At 69.3% G+C, this 21,671-nt stretch carries 22 protein-coding genes; 4 read left to right on the forward strand and 18 right to left on the reverse strand.

The window, feature by feature from the left end; all coding sequences use genetic code 11:
* Window positions 1–33: 33 nt before the first annotated feature.
* From ACNJ7K_RS04435 to ACNJ7K_RS04455, 5 genes are all read right to left on the reverse strand, one after another.
* Window positions 34–1,599 carry a bifunctional uroporphyrinogen-III C-methyltransferase/uroporphyrinogen-III synthase gene (locus ACNJ7K_RS04435; RefSeq protein ID WP_016693742.1) on the reverse strand — a complete coding sequence of 522 codons (1,566 nt, stop codon included), beginning with the start codon at window positions 1,597–1,599 and terminating at the stop codon, window positions 34–36.
* A 63-nt stretch (window positions 1,600–1,662) separates the two neighbouring features.
* Window positions 1,663–2,673 carry a hydroxymethylbilane synthase gene (gene hemC, locus ACNJ7K_RS04440; protein ID WP_120280057.1) on the reverse strand — a complete coding sequence of 337 codons (1,011 nt, stop codon included), beginning with the start codon at window positions 2,671–2,673 and terminating at the stop codon, window positions 1,663–1,665.
* Entirely contained in the window at window positions 2,670–4,097 is a 1,428-nt protein-coding gene (locus ACNJ7K_RS04445; RefSeq protein WP_159417742.1) for a glutamyl-tRNA reductase, read from the reverse strand. Before ACNJ7K_RS04445 ends, hemC begins: the two co-directional genes overlap by 4 nt.
* Window positions 4,094–4,963 (reverse strand): redox-sensing transcriptional repressor Rex, encoded by an 870-nt coding sequence (locus ACNJ7K_RS04450; RefSeq protein WP_120280059.1) that lies wholly within the window; start codon window positions 4,961–4,963, stop codon window positions 4,094–4,096. Before ACNJ7K_RS04450 ends, ACNJ7K_RS04445 begins: the two co-directional genes overlap by 4 nt.
* Before the next feature lie 159 nt (window positions 4,964–5,122).
* Window positions 5,123–5,413, reverse strand: a complete 291-nt coding sequence (locus ACNJ7K_RS04455) for a glutaredoxin family protein (RefSeq protein WP_006552340.1) — start codon at window positions 5,411–5,413, stop codon at window positions 5,123–5,125.
* A 241-nt stretch (window positions 5,414–5,654) separates the two neighbouring features.
* Between ACNJ7K_RS04455 and ACNJ7K_RS04460 the strand changes: the two genes are divergently transcribed.
* The gene (locus ACNJ7K_RS04460) at window positions 5,655–6,611 is read left to right on the forward strand and encodes an HAD family hydrolase (protein ID WP_120280060.1); all 957 of its coding nucleotides are present in this window, start codon (window positions 5,655–5,657) and stop codon (window positions 6,609–6,611) included.
* Window positions 6,612–6,677: 66 nt separating this feature from the next.
* Here the strand turns inward: ACNJ7K_RS04460 and ACNJ7K_RS04465 are convergent, their stop codons facing one another.
* The 7 genes from ACNJ7K_RS04465 to ACNJ7K_RS04495 form a co-directional block, all read right to left on the reverse strand.
* Window positions 6,678–7,661: a lysophospholipid acyltransferase family protein gene (locus ACNJ7K_RS04465; protein WP_120280061.1), complete on the reverse strand. Its 984-nt coding sequence runs from the start codon at window positions 7,659–7,661 to the stop codon at window positions 6,678–6,680.
* Window positions 7,658–8,689 (reverse strand): NAD-dependent epimerase/dehydratase family protein, encoded by a 1,032-nt coding sequence (locus ACNJ7K_RS04470; protein WP_120280062.1) that lies wholly within the window; start codon window positions 8,687–8,689, stop codon window positions 7,658–7,660. Before ACNJ7K_RS04470 ends, ACNJ7K_RS04465 begins: the two co-directional genes overlap by 4 nt.
* Window positions 8,690–8,914: 225 nt before the next feature.
* Entirely contained in the window at window positions 8,915–9,016 is a 102-nt protein-coding gene (locus ACNJ7K_RS04475; protein ID WP_003402602.1) for a 30S ribosomal protein bS22, read from the reverse strand.
* Between the two features lie 261 nt (window positions 9,017–9,277).
* Window positions 9,278–9,514, reverse strand: a complete 237-nt coding sequence (locus tag ACNJ7K_RS04480; RefSeq protein WP_006552345.1) for a helix-turn-helix domain-containing protein — start codon at window positions 9,512–9,514, stop codon at window positions 9,278–9,280.
* A 259-nt stretch (window positions 9,515–9,773) separates the two neighbouring features.
* Window positions 9,774–10,634 carry a pyrroline-5-carboxylate reductase gene (gene proC / locus ACNJ7K_RS04485; RefSeq protein ID WP_120280063.1) on the reverse strand — a complete coding sequence of 287 codons (861 nt, stop codon included), beginning with the start codon at window positions 10,632–10,634 and terminating at the stop codon, window positions 9,774–9,776.
* 77 nt (window positions 10,635–10,711) lie between these two features.
* A complete protein-coding gene (locus tag ACNJ7K_RS04490) occupies window positions 10,712–11,569 on the reverse strand; it encodes a thioesterase family protein (RefSeq protein ID WP_120280064.1) in 858 nt (285 codons plus the stop codon).
* A complete protein-coding gene (locus tag ACNJ7K_RS04495) occupies window positions 11,566–12,231 on the reverse strand; it encodes a MerR family transcriptional regulator (protein WP_120280065.1) in 666 nt (221 codons plus the stop codon). The genes ACNJ7K_RS04490 and ACNJ7K_RS04495 overlap by 4 nt, the downstream gene beginning before the upstream one ends.
* Before the next feature lie 115 nt (window positions 12,232–12,346).
* On the opposite strand from ACNJ7K_RS04495, the gene ACNJ7K_RS04500 reads away from it, so the two are divergent.
* The gene (locus ACNJ7K_RS04500; protein WP_016693729.1) at window positions 12,347–12,763 is read left to right on the forward strand and encodes a hypothetical protein; all 417 of its coding nucleotides are present in this window, start codon (window positions 12,347–12,349) and stop codon (window positions 12,761–12,763) included.
* Here ACNJ7K_RS04500 and ACNJ7K_RS04505 read toward each other — a convergent pair.
* From ACNJ7K_RS04505 to ACNJ7K_RS04515, 3 genes are read right to left on the reverse strand one after another with little or no spacing between them, the layout of a single operon-like run.
* Window positions 12,722–13,675 carry a sugar phosphate isomerase/epimerase family protein gene (locus ACNJ7K_RS04505; protein WP_120280066.1) on the reverse strand — a complete coding sequence of 318 codons (954 nt, stop codon included), beginning with the start codon at window positions 13,673–13,675 and terminating at the stop codon, window positions 12,722–12,724. The genes ACNJ7K_RS04500 and ACNJ7K_RS04505 overlap by 42 nt on opposite strands.
* Window positions 13,676–13,679: 4 nt before the next feature.
* Window positions 13,680–15,014, reverse strand: a complete 1,335-nt coding sequence (locus ACNJ7K_RS04510; protein WP_487041274.1) for a hypothetical protein — start codon at window positions 15,012–15,014, stop codon at window positions 13,680–13,682.
* Window positions 15,011–15,964: a Ppx/GppA family phosphatase gene (locus ACNJ7K_RS04515; protein WP_487041275.1), complete on the reverse strand. Its 954-nt coding sequence runs from the start codon at window positions 15,962–15,964 to the stop codon at window positions 15,011–15,013. Before ACNJ7K_RS04515 ends, ACNJ7K_RS04510 begins: the two co-directional genes overlap by 4 nt.
* A gap of 45 nt (window positions 15,965–16,009) precedes the next feature.
* Between ACNJ7K_RS04515 and ACNJ7K_RS04520 the strand changes: the two genes are divergently transcribed.
* Window positions 16,010–16,840 carry a DUF3109 family protein gene (locus ACNJ7K_RS04520; protein WP_487041311.1) on the forward strand — a complete coding sequence of 277 codons (831 nt, stop codon included), beginning with the start codon at window positions 16,010–16,012 and terminating at the stop codon, window positions 16,838–16,840.
* On the opposite strand, the gene ACNJ7K_RS04525 is transcribed toward ACNJ7K_RS04520, so the two are convergent.
* From ACNJ7K_RS04525 to ACNJ7K_RS04535, 3 genes are all read right to left on the reverse strand, one after another.
* Window positions 16,822–17,511: a response regulator transcription factor gene (locus tag ACNJ7K_RS04525; RefSeq protein ID WP_006552355.1), complete on the reverse strand. Its 690-nt coding sequence runs from the start codon at window positions 17,509–17,511 to the stop codon at window positions 16,822–16,824. The two genes, ACNJ7K_RS04520 and ACNJ7K_RS04525, sit on opposite strands and share 19 nt — an antisense overlap.
* A 61-nt stretch (window positions 17,512–17,572) precedes the next feature.
* A complete protein-coding gene (locus ACNJ7K_RS04530; RefSeq protein WP_120280070.1) occupies window positions 17,573–18,754 on the reverse strand; it encodes a sensor histidine kinase in 1,182 nt (393 codons plus the stop codon).
* Between the two features lie 201 nt (window positions 18,755–18,955).
* Entirely contained in the window at window positions 18,956–19,702 is a 747-nt protein-coding gene (locus tag ACNJ7K_RS04535) for a phosphoglyceromutase (protein WP_060650675.1), read from the reverse strand.
* Between the two features lie 212 nt (window positions 19,703–19,914).
* On the opposite strand from ACNJ7K_RS04535, the gene ACNJ7K_RS04540 reads away from it, so the two are divergent.
* On the forward strand, window positions 19,915–21,669 hold the full coding sequence (locus ACNJ7K_RS04540) for a hydroxysqualene dehydroxylase (RefSeq protein ID WP_487041276.1): 1,755 nt from the start codon (window positions 19,915–19,917) through the stop codon (window positions 21,667–21,669).
* Window positions 21,670–21,671: the final 2 nt, after the last annotated feature.

A 21,671-nucleotide genomic window follows, 5' to 3' on the forward strand; every position in this document is an offset into this window, starting at 1 on the left:
GGGACCGCGCACGGATCATCGGATCACGAGAGATCAGCGGCGGGCGCGGGACTTCTTCCGCGGCGGAGGCAGTGCGCCTTCCGCGCGGAGCCGGGCCGCGTGCTCGGCGAGCGCGTCGACCAGGGGCCCGATCTGCGCGGTCTCGGGCTGCACGTCCACCCGCAGGCCGAACTCGATCGCCGTCTCGGCCGTCTTCGGGCCGATGCACGCGACGATCGTGCGGGCGTGGGGCTTGCCGGCGATACCCACGAGATTGCGGACGGTCGACGACGAGGTGAAGCACACCGCGTCGAAGCCACCGGTCTTGATCATCTCGCGGGTCGCGGCCGGCGGCGGAGCGGCACGCACGGTGCGGTAGGCGGTGACGTCGTCGATCTCCCAGCCGCGCTCGCGCAGGCCCTCGGCGAGGGTCTCGGTGGCGATGTCGGCGCGCGGCAGCAGCACCCGGTTGACCGGGTCGAAGACGTCGTCGTACGGGGCGAACTCGGCGAGCAGGCCGAGGCTGGACTGTTCGCCGCTGGGCACGAGCTCGGGGATGATGCCGAACGAGCGCACCTTCGCGGCGGTGGCCTCACCGACGCACGCGATCTTGACGCCGGAGAACGCACGCGCGTCGAGACCGAACGCCTCGAACTTCTCCCACACCGCACGCACCGCGTTGGTGGAGGTGAACACCACCCACTGGTACCGGCCGTCGACCAGGCCCTTGACCGCACGTTCCATCTGCGCGGGGCTGCGCGGCGGCTCGACCGCGATGGTCGGCACCTCCATCGGGATCGCGCCGTGGGTGACGAGCCGCTCGCTCATCTCGCCGGCCTGATCCTTGGTGCGGGGCACGAGCACGGTCCAGCCGTACAGGGCGCGCGACTCCCACCACGACATCTTGTTGCGGTGCGAGACGACCTTGCCGACGGTGACGACGAGCGGCCCGACGAGCTCGGAACCCGCATCGTTCAGCGTCGCGAGGGTGGCCTCGACGGTGCGCTGCTGACGGGTGGTGCCGCGCACGGTGATCGCGGCGGGGGTCTGCGGCGCCAGGCCGTGTTCGACGAGCGCGCTGGCGGTCTCGGCGAGGTGACCGGAGGTCGCGTGGAGGACGAGGGGGCCGGGGGCTGCGGCGAGCGCGGCCCAGTCGACCTCTCCGCGCACGTCGACCTCGGTGTGGCACGAGCCGAGCGCCATACCGGCGTAGCTCGGCACCGACGACCCGGCGGGCAGGCCCGGCAGGACCTCGAAGACCACCTGGGTGCGGGCGACGGCGTTGACCTCGGCGATCACCGAGTCGGTGGTGAGGGGGTCGCCGGCGACGAGGCGCACCACGTCGCGTCCGGCCTTCGCCTCGGCGACGAGCGTCTTGGCGACCTCGGCGGGCTCGCCGAGCGCGGGACGGACCTCGGCGACGGGCTCACCGGTCTCCGGGTCGGTGCCGTGGTCGACACCGACGAGGGCCACGACACCCTTGTCGACATCGGGGTCGGTGAAGGCGATCGTGGCGCCCGCCAGCACGTCACGCGCGCGCACGGTGAGCAGCGCAGGATCGCCCGGACCCGATCCCACGAACAGGATGCGCCCGGGGTTGTGCTTACGGACTCGGCTCATCGGTCATTCTCCAGTGCGGTCAAATCAGCGGTAAGGGCAAATCGGGTGACGGTGACGGCTGGGTCAATCATCGGCAGGTCTCGTCTCGGGGACGACGCCGTGCTCGACCATGAGCTCGCGCGCACCGAGGTCGAGCAGTTCGCGGGCGATACGGCGACCGAGTTCCTCGGCCCTCTCCGGCGCCCCCACCGCGCTCGCTCGCAGCACATCCGATCCGTCCAGGGCGGCGGCGCATCCGCGCACCGACAGTTCCTCGATCACCCGGCCGTCGTCGTCGAGCGATTCGACGACCTCGGCGATCGCCCCCACCGGTGCGGTGCATCCGGCTTCGAGTTCGGCGAGCAGCGAACGCTCCGCGACGACGGCGGCGCGGCTCGGCGCATGGTCGAGTCCGGCGAGCAGCTCGATCATCTCGGGATCGTCCGACCGGCACTCGACGGCGAGCGCACCCTGCGACGGCGCGGGCAGCATCTGCACCGGTTCGAGGGACTCGGTGACGCGGTCCAGGCGTCCGATGCGCGACAGTCCGGCACGCGCGATGACGATCGCGTCGAGTTCGCCGGAGTCGACCTTGCCGATGCGGGTGTCGATGTTGCCGCGCAGCGGTTCGATCTGCAGTCCCAGACCGAGCGCGGCGAGTTGTGCCCGCCGGCGCGGCGCCGAGGTACCGACCTTCGAGCCGGGCGGCAGCTCGCCGAGGACGAGTCCGTCGCGGGCGACGAGCGCGTCGCGCGGGTCCTCCCGCTCGGGGACGGCCGCGACGACGAGGCGCGGATCCTGGAAGGTCGGCAGGTCCTTGTAGGAGTGCACGGCGACGTCGACCTCACCTGCGAGCAGCGCCTCGCGCAGCTCGGCTGTGAACACGCCGACACCGATGCGCTGCACCGGGCCGGGCGTCACGTCGCCCTTGGTGGTGATGATGACGAGCTCTGCCGGGCGACCGGCGGCGATGAGTGCGTCGCGCACGGTACCGGCCTGGGTCGTGGCGAGCACGCTGCCGCGGGTACCGATCCGCAGGGGACGATCCTGCCGAGCAACGTCGTCGCGGGAAACCGATGCGGCTTCGGTGCTCATGCGGTGCCGTCCTTTCGTGAGGCCTGGAGTTCGGTGGTGACAGCGGGATCCAGTGCGGCGGACAGATCCCCCGAGAGGGTGGGATCGGTCAGCGTGCTCAGTTCCAAATCCTTGGTGGGTGTCGCGACCGCTTCGGCCGAACCCGGGCTCAGCTCGAAGAGTTCGCGCAGAGCCTCGGCGTACTGGTCGCCTCCCGGCGTCGACGCGAGTTGCTTGACGCGCACCGTCGGTGCGTGGAGGAGCTTGTCGACGACCCGGCGCACGGTGCGGGCGACCTCGCCGCGCTGACCGTCGTCGAGATCGGGCAGTCGCGATTCGAGGCGCATCAGTTCGCCCTCGACCACCTCGGCGGCGCGCTGACGCAGTGCCGTCACGGTGGGGGTGACCTCGGCGAGTCGCTGCGCGGTGAGGTACTGCGACAGTTCGGCGGCGACGATCTTGCGGGCGGCCTCCGCGTCGGTCGCGGCGGCGCCGGCCGACGGATCGCGCTGCAGCGACTCCATGTCGAAGACCTGCACGCCGGGAAGACCGGCCACGGCGGTGTCGACGTCGCGCGGCAGACCGAGATCGCAGATCGCGAGGGGGCGTTCGCCGCGGCCGGGCTGCGCGAGTGCGCGGTGCGCGTCGGCGAGGGTGACGACGGCCCCCACCGCTCCGGTGCAGGTGACGGCGACGTCGGCGCGGCTCAGCGCGGTCGCGAGATCGTCGAATCCGACGACCTCGGCGTCGACACCGGCGGCCCGTGCGGTCTCGGCGAGTCGCTCGGCGCGGTCGCGGGTGCGGTTGGCGACGACGATCGAGCCGACCTCGGCCCGGACGAGATGCGCGACGGCGAGGCCGCCCATGGCGCCGGCACCGATCACCGCGGCGGTGCGGCCACGGAGGTCGCCTCCGAGGAAGTTCGCGGCCTTGTCGAGCGCGACCGACACGACGGACGCACCGGCGGCGTCGATGCCGGTCTCCGTGTGCACCCGCTTGCCGACGCGCAGCGCCTGCTGGGCGAGTTCGTGCAGGGTGCGGCCGGCGGCCTGCTGGGCGTCGGCGGCGGCGTAGGCGGTGCGGATCTGGCCGAGGATCTGCTGCTCCCCCACGACCATCGAGTCGAGTCCGCTGGCGACGGAGAAGAGGTGTTCGGCAGCGGCCTCGCTGTACCGGACGTAGGCGTGCTTGTGCAGTTCGGTGACGGGCAGACCCGAGTGCTCGGCGAGCAGTTCGCTGACCGCGGCGAGTGCGCCGTGGAAGGCGTCGACCACCGCGTAGATCTCCACCCGGTTGCAGGTGGAGACGATCATCGCTTCGGAGATCTTGTCCGACGCCAGCATCTTGTCGGTGAGCTTGGGGCGGTCGGTGTCCGTGACCGCCACCTTCTCGAGCACCGGGACCGGTGCGCTCCTATGCGATATCCCGACGAGGAGAACACTCACGGTGCGATCACCGATCCGTTTCTGGTCGCGGCCGAGCCCATCGGACCCGCCTTTCCTGTTGTGGTATGCCGAGCAGAGCTTCGGGTGGACACCCGCGGGATGCCGGCGGGGCGTACGTCGCCGGCAGCAGGACGAACGTCAGCCGTCGCGGCGCGGGGGGTCTCCCCGTTACGCGTGCTGTTGAAGGACAGGACCTGCATCTCGACGGACAGATCGACGCGTCGGATCTCGACGTGGTCGGGGACATCGAGTTCGACGGGAGCGAAGCTCAGGATGCTGCGCACTCCTGCGAGCACGAGCCGATCGCACACCTGCTGCGCTGCCTCGTCGGGGGTGGCGACGACACCGATGGTCGCGCCGAGTTCACGGGCTCCGTTCTCGAGATCGTCGACGTGACGCACGACGAGATCGCCCACACGTGTGCCCACCACGTCGGGATCGGAATCGAAGAGTCCGGCCATCGTGAAACCGCGGCGGTCGAAGCCGGGATATCTGGCGAGGGCGCGTCCGAGACTGCCCACTCCGACGAGCACGACGCGATGGCCCCGGTCGAGTCCGAGCGCTGCTTCGATGCGGGACTGGAGGCGCAGGACGTCGTAGCCGACGCCGCGCACTCCGTTGGGTCCGAGGAAGGACAGATCCTTGCGCAGTTTGGCCGAACCGACCCCGGCGGCTGCCGCGAGTTCCTCACTGGAGACGATGAGCGTGCCCGCTTCGGCGAACGCACCGAGGACCCGGAGGTAGGTCGCGAGACGCGTCACAGTAGCCTGTGGGATATCGCGGACCGGAGGGGTGGGAGTGGCACCCTCGCCGGACTCGGCGGTGCCGCGAGCGTCCTCGCCCTGCGGTGGGTGCAACTGCGTCACGGTACGTGGCTCCTCGTCCGGCCGGTGGATACACGCCTGGCCTCACGGTGATCCGGGAATTCGTTCACACCACGGTAACCGCTTGTGAAGCCATGCACAAAGTTGCTCGAAGCACCCCGAATGTGCTTCCCACCTGCTGTACGACGAGGACCTGCCGACTCAGCGAGCGAGATCTGCGCGCAGTCGCGGCTCGTCGACCTCCCAGTAGCTGTGCTCGCGTCCGTCGAGCAGAACGACGGGCAGACGGTCCCCGAATTCGGCCCGCAGATCGGGATCGGTTGCGGCAGCGACATCCACGTCGATGCAGGTGACCTCGACGCCGAGCTCCTCCGCGAGCGCCTCGAGCTGCTCGCGCGCCGGACCGCACGCACCGCACCCGGCGCGCACGAGAAGGGTCAGGTGATGACGGCTCGCGGAGCCGCTCGTTGCCGATGACGATTGCTCACTCATGCCTCCACTGTGCGGCACGGCCTGTCGAGATGAACGTCACACCCGGTCACGGGGGCGACGGCCTCCCGGTGAGGGGCGGTATCGCGGGCTAGGCTTGGCGCGGGTCGCCCGTGCATGCGGTCGTCGTGTGGGCGGCGCCCGGAGCGCTGGGGTCACACGGAGCCCGCCCGTTTCGACAGCCCCGCCCGTTACGACACCGGAGGTGCGAGTGCCAGGACGTTCGTTTCCCTACGGATGGGGCATGGGTGAGACGTGGGCGCGCATCATCCGTCCCGGACGTCGGCTCTTCTCTCGCAAGTTCGGGCCCAGCGAGGAAGAGGTCCGCGCCAATCTCGCAGGTGAGGCGAGCGCCGATGCCGCCCTCGCGTTGCAGGAATCCCGTGTCGAGCCCGAGCCCTCCCCCGACACCGCTCCCGTCCCGCGTGATCTGACCGCGGCGGCGTTCTTCGATGTCGACAACACGATGGTGCAGGGCGCGTCGATCATCCACTTCGCCCGCGGCCTCGTCGCCCGGGACTACTTCGACAAGTCCGACCTGTTCGAGTTCGCCTGGCAGCAGGTCAAGTTCCGCCTGACGGGCAAGGAGAACATGAACGACGTCGCGTCCGGTCGCGACAAGGCGCTGTCGTTCGTGCAGGGCCGCTCCACCGAAGAACTGCGCCGGCTCGGCGAGCAGATCTACGACGACATCATCGCCGACAAGATCTGGCCGGGCACCCGCGCGCTCGCGCAGATGCACCTCGACGCGGGCCAGCAGGTGTGGCTCGTGACCGCGACGCCGGTCGAACTGGCCGACGTCATCGCCGAACGCCTCGGCCTCACCGGTGCGCTCGGCACCGTCGCCGAGTCGGAGGACGGCGTCTTCACCGGCCGCCTCGTCGGCGACATCCTGCACGGTCTCGGCAAGGCGCACGCAGTGCGGGCCCTCGCGATCCGCGAGGGTCTGAATCTCAAGCGGTGTACGGCCTATTCGGACAGCCACAACGACGTGCCGATGCTCTCGGTGGTCGGCACGGCCGTCGCGATCAATCCCGATCCGGATCTACGGCAGGTCGCCCGCACACGCGGGTGGGAGATCCGCGACTTCCGGACGGCGCGCAAGGCCGCGAAGGTCGGGGTGCCGACGGCGCTCGGTCTGGGTGCCGCGGGTGGTGCCGTCGCGGTCCTCGTGGGTCGCCGCCGCGATCGAGCGGCCTGACAGTACAGTCGCGATCGAGCGGCCTGACAGTACAGCCGCGACCGAGCGGCTCGATTTTCGAGGTGCTCAGCCGAGGAAGACGTTCCGTCTGCGTGTGAGCAGCTTGTAGAGGGTCTGCTGGATCGTCTCGCGCACGTGGTCGGTGACCTCGAACAACACCATCGGATCCTCCGCCGAGGCGTCGTCGTACACGTCGGTGACGATGGGGGTGCCGAACTCGATGTACCACTTCGACGGCAACGGCACGATCCCGAGCGGGCCGAGCGCCGGGAACAGCGGGGTGATCGGGAAGTAGGGCAGTCCGAGCAGGCGCGCGAGCGAGGTGAGGTCGGCGATGTTCGGGTAGATCTCCTCGGAGCCGACGATCGAGCACGGCACGATGGGCGCCTGGGTGCGCAGAGCCGCCGACACGAAGCCGCCGCGGCCGAACCGCTGCAGTTTGTAGCGCTCCTTGAACGGTTTGCCGAGGCCCTTGTAGCCCTCGGGGAAGACCGCGACCACCTGGTCCTGGCGGAGGAGTCGTTCGGCGTCGGGATGGCACGCGAGGGTGTGGCCCGCCTTGCGGGTCACCGTCCCCACCACGGGCAGACCGAAGGCGAGGTCGGCGGCGAGCATCCGCAGGTGACGATCCGCATGGTCGTGCACGGCGACGGAGGTCATCAGTGCGTCGACGGGGAGCGTGCCGGCGTGGTTGGCGACGACGAGTGCGCTGCCCTCGGCGGGGATGTTCTCCACGCCGCGGACCTCGACGCGGAACCATTTGTCGAACAGGGGTCGCAGCACCGGCAGGACGACGTTCTCGGTGAAGTGCGGGTCGAAACCGAAGTCGTCGACCTCGTAGTCGCCGGTCATCCGGCGGCGGACGAACTCGGCGGTGGCGGTGACCTGGTGCGCGAGGGTGCCGCGCAGGTCGTCGAGGAACCGGTCGGTGCGGCTCATCTGCTCGGGGGTGGGCGGTGGCCCCATCGACGGATGGGGTGTGCGTGTGACCCGTTCGCCGGGACGGCGGTTGCCGGCATGCAACGGGATGACCTTCGCGACCTCCGTCATCGCGTCTCCCTCGTCTCTCCGAGCACGGAGAGCGCCATCGACTCGGCCTTGTCCACCCATTCGGTCTTCACGATGCGGGTGAGGGCGAGGCCCCGGGCGAAATCGTCGAGCGCTTCTCTCGTGGTCCAGCGTGGTTCGAATCCGAACTCGTTGCGCATGCGCGTGGTGTCGAGTCCGCATCCGAAATGGAAATAGTCGAGTTCTTCCTTGGTGAAGGAGTTCATCACCGAACCCATGAGTGCGTGCCCGACCGTGCGGAACAGCGCATAGGGCATCGGCACCGTCATGCCCCCGGCCCGGCGTACTGCCTGGGTCATCATGACGATCCCTTCACCGGCGATGTTGTACGTCCCGGGCGGTCCGGCGACGACCGCGTGTTCGAGCGCACCGAGCGCGTCCTCCTCGTGCAGCAACTGCAGTCGCGCGTCGCGGCCGAGCACGTTGGGGACGAGCGGGGAGGTGAGATAACTCGACACCGAGCCGGGCAGCCGGGTCCCCACGGTGGGGGCGAGCCGGAGGATGGTGGTCGCGAGGTCGGTGCGCCGCCGGGCGACGCCGCGCAGATACCCCTCGACTTCCATCATGTCGCGGGCGAAAGCGCCCGTGGGCCGGCGGCGGGCGCTCATCTCCTCCGTGAACTTCGCGGGGTCCTTGGCACTCGAGCCGTAGACGACGGACGACGAGCGCAGCACGATCCTGCGCACCGAGGGCGCCTTCTGGCACACCGCGAACAGTTGCATCGCGCCGAGGACGTTCATGTCCTTCATCGCCGTGCGACTCCCGGACTTCGGGGCCTTCGTGACGGCGGACGCGTGGACGACGGTGTCGACGTCCATGTTGCGGATGATCTTGCCGATGAGAGGGTTGCGGATGTCGGCGAGCACGAATTCGGCCCGGCCCATGCGTCGGAGCATGTCCTTCGACGGCGACTGGGTGTCGACGCCGATCACCCGCTCGATGTCCGGATTCTGGGCGAGCCTGGTGACGAGGAAACCACCCAGGAACCGACTCGCTCCGGTGACCAGCACGACTCGTGGACGTGCCACTTCGTGCCCCTGCGAAACCACTCGTGAAACCCCCTGCTGCACCACACGCGTCATCGGTCACATTCGCCCCGACGCGGTATGCCGTCCCACAATACGGCCACTTCGCTGCCATCGCACGACTCGCGGGTGAACTTTCGGGTGTGGGGATGCGCAGACGAACGATGCCCGCCACCATGGAAGGTGACGGGCATCGGACAGGCGCAGGGCTTACTTGCCGAGTTTACGACGCTGCACTCGGGTGCGGCGGAGCAGCTTGCGGTGCTTCTTCTTCGACATGCGCTTACGGCGCTTCTTGATCACAGATCCCATGTGGGCATCCCTCACGTTCCTTGTAGCGTTCCTGCGCACGCCGGTGACGTACGCCTGATGTATGTCGACGCTGGGCCTCGTGGCGACGAGTAACAGCGCCTCACGACACCGGCTGGCCGGTACGACGACAAGCAATCCTACCGGGGCGGCCCACCCGGCGTGAAACCGAGGTCCGCCCCGGAACGCGACTTCCCTCGCGCACCGGATCCGTTCGTCGTACCGTCGTCCCCCGACGACGCGCCGATCGTCCCTGTCCGACCTCTATCCGACGTCGAAGTACGACGTCTCGAGGTAGTCGTGGACGGCCTTCGCATGCACGCGGAACGAGCGTCCCACGCGCACTGCGGGTAGTTCGCCACTGTGCACCAGCCTGTACACGGTCATCTTCGACACCCGCATGAGAGCTGCCACTTCGGCAACCGTCAGGAACTGGGTACCGGCGAGAACCGACTGTCCGTCTTGAGGTTGACCCTTCGACGGCGTGTTTCCTGAAACCATTACACACCTCCGGCACGCCCGCGCCGCCGGCTTCCCCTCCGGCGGAACAGACACGCACGTGCTGATTCGAGCTTAGCGTGACGAATGGTTCCTGTGCGACGATGCAGCCGGGGAATTTCCGGCGGGCGGCTGTTCGTCGCCACGCTACGCCCCGCAGTGACGTCTGTCAGCGTTCCGCAGGGACGTCTGTGAGCGTTCCGCAGTGACACCTGTCGGCGTTCCGCAGGGACACCTGCGAGAGCCTCGGGTGGATGCCCTGTCAGGCCGTCCCGGAGAGCCCCTCGCGGGCCGCGGGCGATGGCTGATCCGATGCCGCCCCGAGTTGCGCGGAGCGGCGCTTCGCGGCGTCGAGCGCCTCGTAGAAGGCCGTACGCAGGCCTCCACGCTCGAGTTCGCGGATCGCGGCCGCCGTGGTGCCACCCGGCGAGGTGACCGCGGCGCGCAGGTCGGCAGCGTTGTCCCCCGAGCGCGCGAGCATCGCGGCCGAGCCGGTCATCGTCTGCACCACCAGATCGGTGGCCACCGCCCGCGTCAGGCCGAGCGAGACACCCGCGTCGATCATCGCCTCCGCGACGAGGAAGAAGTAGGCGGGGCCGGATCCGGAGACCGCGGTGACCGCGTCGATCTGCGATTCCGGGACCACCGAGACCGTTCCCACGCTCGCGAGGATCTCGCGGACCGTGTCGAGATGCTGCTGCTTGACGTACCGACCGGCGGACAGCACGCTCGCGCCCTCCCCGACGAGCATCGGGGTGTTCGGCATCACGCGCACGACGGGGAAGCCGGCCGGGAGCTTGGTCTCGTAGCGGACCGTCGGGATGCCCGCGGCCAGCGACACCAGGATCTGCTCGTCGTCGTTCCCGGCGTCGACCGCCGCGAGAGCGGTGACGACGACGTCCACGTCGTTGGGCTTGACGGCCACGACCACCACGTCGGCGCCTTCCGCGGCGTCGGCGGTGCTGTCGGTGACCCGGATCGAGTAGGCCCGGGACAGTTCCTCACGCCGTTCTTCGAACTTCTCGGCGACCACGAGATCCTTGGTCGCGAAGCCGTTCTTCAGCAGACCCGAGACCAGCGCCTCGCCGATCCTGCCGCCACCGATCACTGCGATTCTCGTCATGGGGACAGCCTGCCACGACCGCCCGTGCGGCCTACACCACGGTCACCGCCTGTCGGAACCTGCCGCGCTCGGGCGCATCAGCGCGGCATCATGGCCAGCTGACGCGATTGCACGACCACCTGGCCGGTCGAGTCGACGACGGTGTGGTCCTCCTCGAACCAGGTGTTGCCGAGCACGCTGCTCTCCGCGATGACCCGCAGCCATCCCGGAGCCGGAACCCGCCGCAGATAGGCGGTGAGCTGCACCGTCGGCGCCCAGCCGAATCGGCCGAGGTTCATCGCGACGGGAGCCGACACGTCGCCGCACATGAGCGCGAACAGCACCGAGGTGTCGACGTCGGCCTCGTCGCCCGGCGACGGCCGCGTCCACATCGACACGAGCGGTTCACCCTGCTGCCCGTCGAGGAAACGCGCGGTCGAGGCGTCGATCCGGAGCCGGGAGGTGGCGGCGAACTTCACGATCTGCCCCATGGGGTGCTCGGGGGTGACGAGCACCGACTCGGCCGGCGGGTCGACGGGCATGGTGGTCGCGCGGTGCGGCACCGTGTGGAAGGGCTCCTCGGAGTCCGGCGTACCGAGGGTGACACTCGCCCGCACCGCCACACGTCCGGCCTGGGACAGTTCGACGTCCACAAGGGTGATCTGCTTGCCCTGCTTGCGCAGGAGGGTGGTGAGTTCGACGTCACCGGGGTCGGGCGCGGCGACGAACGAGGCACTCACGGCGAGCGGCTGGGTGAGCGGGTCGACGCCGGCGTCGAGCACCGACCTGCGCGCCGCGGACGCGCAGACCGCGAGCATGCATCCGCCGTGCACCTTGGGTCCGATGGTCCACACCGGATCGATGTGCGCCTGCCAGGCATCGGTGCCATCCGGGTGCTCCCCCGGCACTCGGGTGACCGAGGTCAGGTCGAGGAAGGGCTGGTCGGTGGGGGTCACTGCTGCTCCTGGTCGTCGTTCGGGGCCGGATCGGCGCCGGTGGTGGGGAGTTCACCGGACCCGAACATGCGGGCGGCGAGATGCTGGTGGGCCAGTCGGCGCATGGCCGTGAGGACCGGTTCGTACAGAGCCGTCCCGAGCACGGCCGCTTCCACGGTGGCCTCCCGGGAGTGCGTCGGCAGCAGTTCGAGGTCGAGTTCGGCGATGGCGCGGACGTGACGGCCGTAGGCGTCGATCCGGCGGTCGTCCATCCGCAGGCCGGCGGCTTCGAGTGCCGTGAGCGCGTGTTCGAGTTGCGCCACGGCCGCGAACCGGGGGTCGTAGATCTGGCCGAGGTGCTCGAGCACGCGGCGGGCGCGGGGATAGTCGAGACCGGCCGAGTCCTCGACGTAGGGCGGCAGCGCGGCGATGGCGTGGCCGAGTTCGACGAACAGGTCGTCGCGGGGGTTGTCGACGAGATCCACGACGGTCTTGATCTTCTCGAGAGGCAGACCCTGCGCGGCAAGTGCCCGGACCAGGCCCAGGCGCCGCACGTGCCGGTCGTCGTAGGTCGCCGAGGTGACGCTCGTCGCCACGCCCGGCATGAGCAACCCCTCGCGCAGGTAGTACTTCACCGTCGGCAGCGGTATGCCGCAACGCTCGGCGAGTTCCGAGATACGCACCGATCACCTCCGTCCTTGACACCGGATACTACAACTATCCAGTATTGGATAGTGAAGCTATCCAGCAACGGACAGTGGAACCGTCAGTCACGGAGTACCGGCCGAGGAGGCCCTCATGCATCCGATCGTGACCATCGTTCTCGGGAGCACCGTGCTCACCGTCGCAGGCATCGCCTTCGGAGGCACCTTCCTGCTACGCGTCGCCGCGGGCGGCGTACCCACCAACGACCTGCAGAAGACGTTCTTCCGTGCCGGTCACGCCCACGCGGGAGTACTCGTCACGCTGGGGCTGCTCATCGCCGTTCTCACGCACGTCGTGGGCGCATCACCCGGTTGGTCGGCGGCCGGCGCCATCGCCGTGCTCGTCGCCGCGATCCTGATCCCGGCAGGCTTCTTCCTGTCGGTTCTCGGGCCCGATCCGACGCGGCCCGGCCGGATGTTCGCGGCGGTCCGGCTCGGCGCCGTCTCCCTCACCGCGGGTGTGCTGATCTCAGGTGTCGCCGTGCTCGCCGCCGGAATCGCTGCCCTCTGAGGCGGGGACGCGCGCGATGTCCGTGTGCCGGGGACTCTCGGGGCCGGCGGTGATCGCGCGCGTCGCCGAGCGATCCAGGTGCGTGCGCGCGAAGGCCAGCGAACGCGCCAGCATCCCGGCGCGCTCCGCACGCGTCCGTGCGCTCTGGGTGCTGATCTCGAGCACCACGTGACCGCCGAAGTCGCTCGCGGCGAGCCGGCGGCACACGTCCGCACACGGCTGCGTGCCCGTTCCCGGGACGAGGTGTTCGTCGAGCGAGGAGCCCCGGCCGTCGGCGAGATGGAGGTGGGCGAGCCCCTCCCCCATCCGATCCGCGAGCGCGAGGGCGTCGGCCCCCGCGGTCGCGGTGTGCGACAGGTCGAGCGTGTAGTGCGCGAAACCGGTGTCGGTGGGGTCGAGTGACGGACTGTAGGCCGAGACCGCGCGGCCGGGACCGCGTCGGCGCAGACGTTCGGCGCCGCGATCACGACCGCCGAAGACGACGTCGGCCCTCATCGGGTACATGTTCTCGACCGCGACCACCACGTGGCTGTCGGCCTCGAGCGCCGCGACCTGGTCGGAAAATCCCTCCGCATAGCGACGCTGCCACCGGAAGGGCGGATGGACCACGACGGTCTCCGCACCGAGGATCTCGGCGACACGCACCGAACGGTCGAGTTTGGCGGCGGGATCGGATCCCCACACGCGCTGCGAGATCAGCAGGCACGGCACGTGTACGGCGAGCACCGGCACGCCGTACTCGCGGACCAGGCGCTCCACCGAGGTGGGGTCCTGGCTCACCGGTTCGGCCCACACCATCAGCTCGACCCCGTCGAAGCCGAGATCGGCCGCGAAGCGGAACGCCGCTTCGGTGTTCTCCGGATAGACCGAAGCGGTGGACAGCCCTACCCGGATTCCCTGCGCGGTCGGCATCGGCTCACCCGGGCAGCAGGAACAACAGCGGCCCGAAGGCCACGAATGCTCCCACCGCGAGCGCGATGAGCTGACTCGTGATGTCGTCGGTGCGCCGCAGGACACGCACCAGCGCGACCAGGCCCACGATCACCAGCAGCGCGAGTGCGAAGGCGACCCACGGCATGAGGTCCCACAACCGCTCGAAGCCCTTGAAGAGCAATCCGCCCGCGACGATCGCGGCGACGCTCTCGCCGATCAGCAACGCCCACTGCTTGAGGCCACTGCCCTGCTCTGCATCGGTGGAATCGTCGTCCGCACTCTTCCGTGCCGAGTCGTCGGCGGCGTCGGACGTCGCCTTCCTGCCCTTGCCGCGGGACTTCCGCGACCGCGACGATGCCGATCCCTCGGAAGCGTCGGACGCGGCATCCGCAGCACCGATGGTGTCGGTGGAGTCGTCGGCGTCGGAACCGGTGCCCTGCAGGTCGCTGGCCGGGCCGGACAGCAGTCGAGGTTCGGCGACGTCGGCCTTGCGCACCGACACCGCAGGGGCGCTCGCCTTCTCGGACTTCTTGTCGGCGAACGCCGCTCCCTCACCGGACGGCGAGCCCGTCGCGACCGCTCCGAGATGCGCCCGCGCACGCCGCGGAAGCGCCTCGGGGCGGATGACCTCGGTCGGCGACTCGATCTTGGGTGGAGCCGCCGCGGCCGCCTTGGACGCTGTCTCCGTCGACGCAGCCGCCTTGGACGTTGCACCCGCCTTCGACACTGCATCCGTCGATGCGGGCGCCTTCGACACTGCGTCCGTCGATGCGGGCGCCTTCGAGGCCGGGCCCGGCGGTGTCTTCGCGGCGGGCGGTGTCTTCGCGGCGGGCGTCTTCGGGACGGACGGCGCCTTCGTGACGGCAGGCGTGCCCGTTCCGGCCTTCGGCGGGGGCGTCTTCGTCTCGACGGCGACCCGCGGGGTCACGGTGGTCTTCTCGATGTCGGACAGCGCGAAAGTCGCCGTCTTCGGCGTCTCGAGCTTCGGTGTCTCGCTGTTCGGGGTCTCGGCCTTGCGCGGCGCCGGGGCGACCTTCGGCGGGGTCCTCACATCGGTAGCCGCGGCAGAGGAAGCCGAATCCGACTGTCCGGCAGCACTTTCCGCGTCGGCGGCGGTGTGTCGCTCGCCCTTGCTGTCTGCGCGGTCGTCGGCCGCGCGCGTGATCGGGATCTCGCCCGTCAGTTCGGCGACGGAGATGCCGCCGCTCGCGCCTCGTCGGCGTCGTCCCCCGGCCCGCGTTCCCACCTTCTGGCCGTTACGCGCCAACAGCTCGGCCACGGAGATCTGCCCCGTGTCGTTGCTGCGATTCTCGCTCATCCGGTTGCCACCACCAGTTCGCCACCCATATCCGTATCGAGCTTCCGAAGAATCAGGCCTTCGCGCAACGCCCACGGGCAGATCTGCAGCGTCTCCACTCCGAGGGCACGCATGCTGGCCTCCGCGACGAGGGCGCCGGCGACGAGTTGCTCGGACCGGTCCGAGCTGACACCTTCGAGTTCTGCCCGGTCCGCCGTGGTCATCCGGGAGATGAAGGCGATGAGCTGGCGCAGGCCGCTGGCCGTCAGGGTCCGTTGTACCCGCAGGCCGGCGGACGAGGGGGCCGCGCCGGTCAGGCGGGCGAGGGTCCGGAAGGTCTTGGAGGTACCCACACACAGGTCGGGGTCGCCCGCGTTGCGTATGACCTTCGCCGGCTCGGCGAGTTCGGCGTCGAGCCAGTCGCGCAGCGCCGAGATCCGGCGCTTGCCGGGCGGGTCCTCACGGAACCAGTCACGGGTGAGCCGTCCAGCACCGAGCTGGAGCGAGTAGGCGATCTCGGGGTCCTCGTCGCCGCCGAAGGTGAGCTCGAGCGAACCACCGCCGATGTCGAGGTCGAGGATGTTCCCGGCGCTCCAGCCGTACCAGCGGCGCACGGCCAGGAAGGTCAGCCGCGCCTCGTCCTCGCCGGAGAGCACGTCCAGCGACACCCCGGCCTCCCGGCGCACCCGCTCGAGAACGACCTCGGAGTTGCCGGCGTCGCGCACCGCGGACGTCGCGAACGCCATGAGCTCACCGCATCCCGAGGTGCGGGCGATGCTGGCGAATTCGGCGGTGGTCTCGACGAGCCGCTCGGCCCCCTTGGAGGTGATGTCGCCGTTGTCGTCCATGTTCTCGGACAGCCTCAACGTGGCCTTCGTCGAACTCATCGGCGTGGGGTGCCCACCACGATGGGCGTCCACCACCAACAGGTGAACGGTGTTGCTTCCGACGTCGAGTACCCCTAAGCGCACATCAATACGGTACTGGGTCTACCGTCGGGACCTGTGACAGCAGGTATGTCCCATGCCCCACACAAACTCGACCCGGCCCCCGAAGTCCCTCTCGACTTTCCTCGGGAATGGGTGGAGTTCACCGACCCCGACAACGACGAACACGTCATCGCTGCAGACATGACATGGCTGCTCTCGCGGTGGACCTGCGTGTTCGGCACTCCGGCGTGCCAGGGCATCATCGCCGAGCGACCCGACGACGGGTGCTGCTCGCACGGTGCGTTCCTGTCCGACGACGACGATCGCAAGAAGCTGGCGAAGGCAGTGAAACACCTCACGCCGGCCGATTGGCAGTTCATGGACAAGGGCCTGGGCAAGAAGGGCTACCTCGAAGAGGACGAGATCGACGACGAGCCCGCCCTGCGCACCCGCCGCTACAAGGGTGCGTGCATCTTCCTGAACCGTCCCGGATTCGAGGGCGGCCAGGGCTGCGCCCTCCACACCATGGCGTTGCGACGCGGCATCGAACCGCTCGAGATGAAGCCCGACGTGTGCTGGCAGCTCCCGATCCGGCGCACCCAGGACTGGGTCGAGCGTCCCGACGGCACCGAGATCCTGCGCACGGTCGTCACCGAGTACGACCGGCGCGGCTGGGGTGAGGGTGGCCACGACCTCGACTGGTACTGCTCCGGCTCTCCCGACGCGCACGTCGGCGAGCGTCCGGTCTGGCAGTCGTACGCCCCCGAGCTCACCGAACTCCTCGGTGCGGCGGCCTACGACGAGCTCGCGCGCCTGTGCCGGCGACGCCAGGGGCTGGGGCTGATCGCGATCCATCCCGCGACGTCGGCAGCACAGGCGGGCTCCGGTGCCGGTTCCGATCAGGCCTCGAGCTTGTAACCCAGGCCGCGCACCGTCACGAGGTGACGTGGCTTGGCAGGATCCTCCTCGATCTTCGAGCGCAGACGCTTGACGTGGACGTCGAGGGTCTTGGTGTCGCCGACGTAGTCGGCGCCCCACACCCGGTCGATGAGCTGTCCGCGGGTGAGCACCCGCCCGGAGTTCCGCAGGAGATATTCGAGCAGGTCGAATTCCTTGAGCGGCATGGCAACCGGCTCACCGTTGACGTGCACGACGTGACGGTCGACGTCCATCCGCACGGGCCCGGCCTCGAGTAGTCCGTCGTCCGCCGCTACCTCGCTCTCGGTGTCGGCCCCGCGTCGCAGGACCGCGCGGATGCGGGCGATGAGTTCGCGCGCCGAGTACGGCTTGGTGACGTAGTCGTCGGCGCCGAGTTCGAGCCCGACGACCTTGTCGATCTCGCTGTCGCGAGCGGTGACCATGATGACCGGCACACCCGAGCGGGTCCGCAACTGCTTGCACACGTCGGTGCCGCTCATCCCGGGGAGCATCAGATCGAGCAGGACGATGTCGGCGCCCTCCCGGTCGAACTCGGCGAGGGCCGAGGGGCCGTCGCCGGCGATGGTCGTCTCGAACCCCTCCTTCCGCAGCAGGAAGGCGAGCGGATCCGCCAACGATTCCTCGTCCTCGACGATCAGCACACGCGTCACGAGCTGGTCCTCCGTCTGTTTCTCGATATCCGTCCGCCCGGGAGCCCGGGTGGGGTCTGCGTCACGATCCGACCACCTTCTCGGTGCGGTCGGCGGTGTGGTTCTCGTCGTCCTCGGCGTCCTCGACGTGGGCCGGGACGAGGAGGGTGAAGGTGGAGCCGGTACCGGGCTTGCTCCACAGGGTGATCTCGCCGTGATGGTTCGCGGCGACGTGCTTGACGATGGCCAGCCCGAGGCCGGTGCCTCCGGTGGCCCGCGACCGGGCCTTGTCGACGCGGAAGAAGCGCTCGAAGACCCGTTCCTGGTCCTCCTTGGCGATACCGATCCCCCGGTCGGTGACGGCCATCGCGACCTTCCCGTCGCGCAGCGACCTGCTGATCGTCACCGGTGAGCCGGCCGGCGAGTAGGCGATCGCGTTCTCGATGAGGTTGGTGAGGGCGCTGACGAGCAGCGTCCGGTCGCCGAGGATCTCGAGGCCGCTCGGCCGGTCGGTGCTGATGGTGATCGAGGCGTTCTCGGCGGTCAGGCGCGTGCGGTCGAGGGCCTCGTCGACGACGGCGTCGACGTCCACGACCTCGAGATCGGGCAGTTTCTCGGCGCCCTGGAGCTTGGAGAGGGCGATCAGTTCGGTCACCATGTTGCCGAGGCGCGTCGCCTCGCGTTGGACCCGTTCGCCGAAGTGACGGACGGTCTCGGGATCGTCGACGGATTCGAGCAGCGCCTCCGCGAGCAACGCCATCGCGCCGACGGGGGTCTTCAGTTCGTGGCTGATGTTGGCCACGAAATCGCGCCGGGTGGCCTCCATGCGGACGTGTTCGGAGTCGTCGAAGGCGTAGAGCACGACGAAGCGCGGGTCCTGGTCGAGCAGCGGCCGGACGGTGCAGCGCACCGCGACGGGCTCGCGGCCGAGCAATGCCTTCGCGCCCAGGTCGAGTTCGATCGACTTCCTCGTCTCGAGCACCTGGCAGGCGGCCACCCAGGCCCGGTCGTCGATCTGCCGGTTGCGGACGAGGCCGAGTTCCTCGGCGCGCGGGTTCGACAGGACGACGTCGTGGAACTTGTCGACCACCGCGATACCGGTCGACGCCCCGTGCACGACCCGGTCGAGCACGTCGAACATCGTGAGGTCGGTTTCGTCGCTACCGTGGGCCCGGCGCTGCACCAGCCTCCCGACGGCGACGGTGACGATCCCGCCGAGGACCGCTGCGACCACGGCCAGCAACACGGCCTGCGTAACACTCACACTTCGAATCGTAATGACACCGGTACCCCACCGGACAGCGGGTCGACGGCATTTCCCGCACGTCACACCCCATTTTTCGGGTGTTGGAGTGTTGTTCACCCTTTGTTCGCCCAGAACCGACCACTCCGCGACGGACCTGCACGAACGAACCGACCCCGTCACCGAACGGCAACGGGGTCGGGTCTCGCTTCCGTGGAGCTGCTACTTGGCGCCCTGGTTCGCGACCGCTGCCGCACCGGCAGCTGCGGCCTCGGGGTCGAGATAGGTGCCACCCGGGTTCAGCGGGCGCAGGTTCTCGTCGAGGTCGTAGCGCAGCGGGATGCCCGTCGGGATGTTGAGTCCGGCGATGTCGTCGTCGGAGATCCCGTCGAGATGCTTGACGAGCGCGCGCAGCGAGTTGCCGTGCGCGGTGACCAGCACCGTCTTGCCCGCGAGCAGATCCTTGGAGATCGTCGACTCCCAGTACGGGATGAAGCGGGCGACGACGTCCTTCAGGCACTCCGTCAGGGGGACCTCGTCGACGTCGGCGTAGCGCGGATCGGTGTCCTGGCTGTACTTCGAACCCGGCTCGATCGGCGGCGGCGGGGTGTCGTAGCTGCGACGCCACAGCATGAACTGCTCCTCGCCGAACTCGTCCTTGATCTCGGACTTGTTCTTGCCCTGGAGCGCGCCGTAGTGGCGCTCGTTGAGACGCCAGTCGCGGATGACGGGGATCCAGTGCCGGTCGGCGGCGTCGAGCGCGAAGTTGGCGGTGCTGATCGCGCGGCGCAGCAGGGAGGTGTAGGAGACGTCGGGAAGCACGTTGTGCTCGGCGAGGAGGGCACCGGCCCGCTTGCCCTCGGCGATCCCCTTGTCGGTCAGATGCACGTCCACCCAGCCGGTGAACAGGTTCATCGCATTCCATTCGCTCTCGCCGTGGCGGAGCAGAACAAGTGTTCCGATAGTCATGACCCAATCCTGACATGCACGGATGGCGATTTCGCCACGGGCGCCCCCCTTCGTGGGCTATATCTGACAACGCGTGTTGCCAGGAACACGGGAGTCGGCGCCGCGCACGACAGTTCGTCATCACCGACACACACGGGGGTTCGATGTCACACGGGGGTCGGCAGTCACACGGGGGTCGGCAGTCATATGGGGGTCCGCAGCCCGACGGACGTATGTCCCGCCGCACCGTCCTCACCGCTCTCGGGGCCCTCGGGGCCGCCGCAGCCCTGCCGGCCACGGCGAGCGCACAGCCGAGCCGCCGCGCGCCGGCGGTGCACTCCGGGGGACGCCGGGTCGCGATCCTCGGCGGCGGGATGGCCGGACTGGCCGCCGCACACGAGTTGATCGAGCGCGGCTTCGAGGTCACCGTCTTCGAGCCGACCGCGCTCGGCGGCAAGGCGCGCAGCATCCCTTCCCCCGGCACCGCGGCAGGCGGCCGCCTCGATCTGCCCGGTGAACACGGCTTCCGCTTCTTCCCCGGCTTCTACCAGCACATCCCCGACACGATGCGACGGATCCCGTTCCCCGGAAACCCGAACGGTGTGTTCGACAACCTCGTTGCGGGACACGGCTTCCGGATGGCGATCCCCGGCGCGCCCGACCTCACCGCCCCGGCCTCCATCGCACCGCTGCGCTTCGACATCTACGACCCGCTGAGTCTGCAGGAGAGCCTGACGGCGGCCTTCTCCCTCGGCGGTTCGATCCCGCCACACGAACTCGCTGTCTTCATGCGCAAACTCGTCATGTTCCTCACCAGCAGTCTCGAACGTCGCAACGACCAGTGGGAACACGAGACGTGGGCGCAGACCCTCGAGGCCGACGGCAAGTCGAAGGGGTACCGCGAGATCCTCGTCTCCGCACTGACGCGACAGCTCGTCGCGGCACGGCCGCAGACGGTCTCGACCCGCACCATCGGCATCATGGGCCAGGCCTTCGTGTGGAACGCGATGGGCACCGTGCCGCAGTACGGACATCTCGACCGCCTGCTGTCGGCACCGACGAACGAGGCGTGGATCGATCCGTGGGCGCAGCTCCTGCGCGACCTCGGGGTGAAGTTCGAGATGGGCTGGGCGGCCGAGGCTCTGGAGATCTCCGGCGGACGGATCACCGGTGCACGGGTCGTCGACGGGTCGGGCAACCGGGCCCGCGCCGAGGCCGACTGGTTCGTCGCGGCCATGCCGGCCGAACGCGCCGTCTCGCTGTGGTCGCCCGAGATCCTCGCGGTCGATCCCGGCCTCGAACGGATGAACGCTCTGGTCACCGACTGGATGGTCGGCATCCAGTACTTCCTGCGCCGGCCCACCCCCATCACGCCGGGCCACGTCGCCTATCTCGGTTCGCCGTGGGCGCTCACGTCGATCAGCCAGGCCCAGTTCTGGCGCGGCGACTTCGCCCGACGGTACGGCGACGGTTCGGCGCACGACTGCCTGTCGGTGGACATCTCCGACTGGGACACCCCCGGCATCCTCTACGGCAGAACCGCCAAGCAGTGCACGCCCGAGGAGATCGCCCGCGAGGTGTGGGCGCAGATGTCGGCCTGCCTCGAGGACGGGACGGGCGCGATCGACGAGAACGACATCGTCTCGTGGTTCCTCGATCCCGGCGTGAAGTGGGGAGCCGGCGGCATCACCAACGACACCCCGCTGCTCATCAACACCGCCGGGTCGCTCGCGAACCGGCCCGAGGCACACACCGCGATCCCGAACCTGTTCCTCGCGGGCGACTACGTCCGCAACGACATCGACCTCGCCACGATGGAGGGCGCGAACGAATCGGCGCGGGCGGCGGTGGGTGCGTTGCTGCAGACGGCCGGCTCCCCCGCCGCACCGCCGGCACTGTACAAGCTGCACGAACCGCCCGAACTGGAACCGTTGCGGCGCATCGACGCCGACCGGTACCGGGCAGGGCAACCGCACATGCTGGCCTGACG

Origin of the sequence: Rhodococcus shunpengi, from assembly GCF_048381395.1 — a bacterium.
Classification (GTDB): Bacteria; Actinomycetota; Actinomycetes; order Mycobacteriales; family Mycobacteriaceae; genus Rhodococcus.